1 protein-coding gene is annotated in these 559 nt (G+C 68.3%); it reads left to right on the top strand.

Going from position 1 to position 559, the window contains the following annotated elements; translation table 11 throughout:
* The coding region (locus GVL61_RS24435; protein ID WP_255456546.1) for an alpha-amylase family glycosyl hydrolase at window positions 1-559 on the top strand (559 nt) is incomplete at both ends.

Below are 559 nucleotides of genomic sequence, written 5' to 3'. Positions count from 1 at the left end.
CGACTGGGACGACGATGCGCATCCGCGCGTGCCGCCCGCCGAGACCGTGTTCTACGAGATGCATGTCAAGGGCTTCACGCAGACGCTGGAGGGCGTGCCCGAGCACCTGCGCGGCACCTATGCCGGTCTGGGATCGGAAGCCGCCGTGGGCTACCTCAAGCAGCTCGGCGTGACCAGCATCGAGCTGCTGCCGGTGCAGGCCTTCGTGGACGACAAGCGACTCGTGGACGCGGGCCTCGCCAACTACTGGGGCTACAACACGATCGCGTTCTTCGCGCCCGAGCCCCGCTACGCCGCGAACCGCGCCGACGGCGGCACGGACGAATTCAAGGCGATGGTCCGCGCGCTGCACGCCGCCGGCATCGAGGTGATCCTGGACGTGGTCTACAACCACACGGCCGAAGGCAACCACCTGGGCCCCACGCTGAGCCTCAAGGGCATCGACAACGGCGCCTACTACCGTCTGTCGCCCGAGGACACGCGCTTCTACGTCGACTACACCGGCACCGGCAACACCGTGGACACCAGCAGCCCGGCCGCCCTGCGGCTGGTGATGGAC

It is taken from the genome of Novosphingobium sp. 18050 (genome assembly GCF_902706195.1).
GTDB lineage: Bacteria > Pseudomonadota > Alphaproteobacteria > Sphingomonadales > Sphingomonadaceae > Novosphingobium.
The sequence above is the reverse complement of the archived record's forward strand: the minus strand, read 5'-3'. Positions and strand labels throughout refer to the sequence as shown.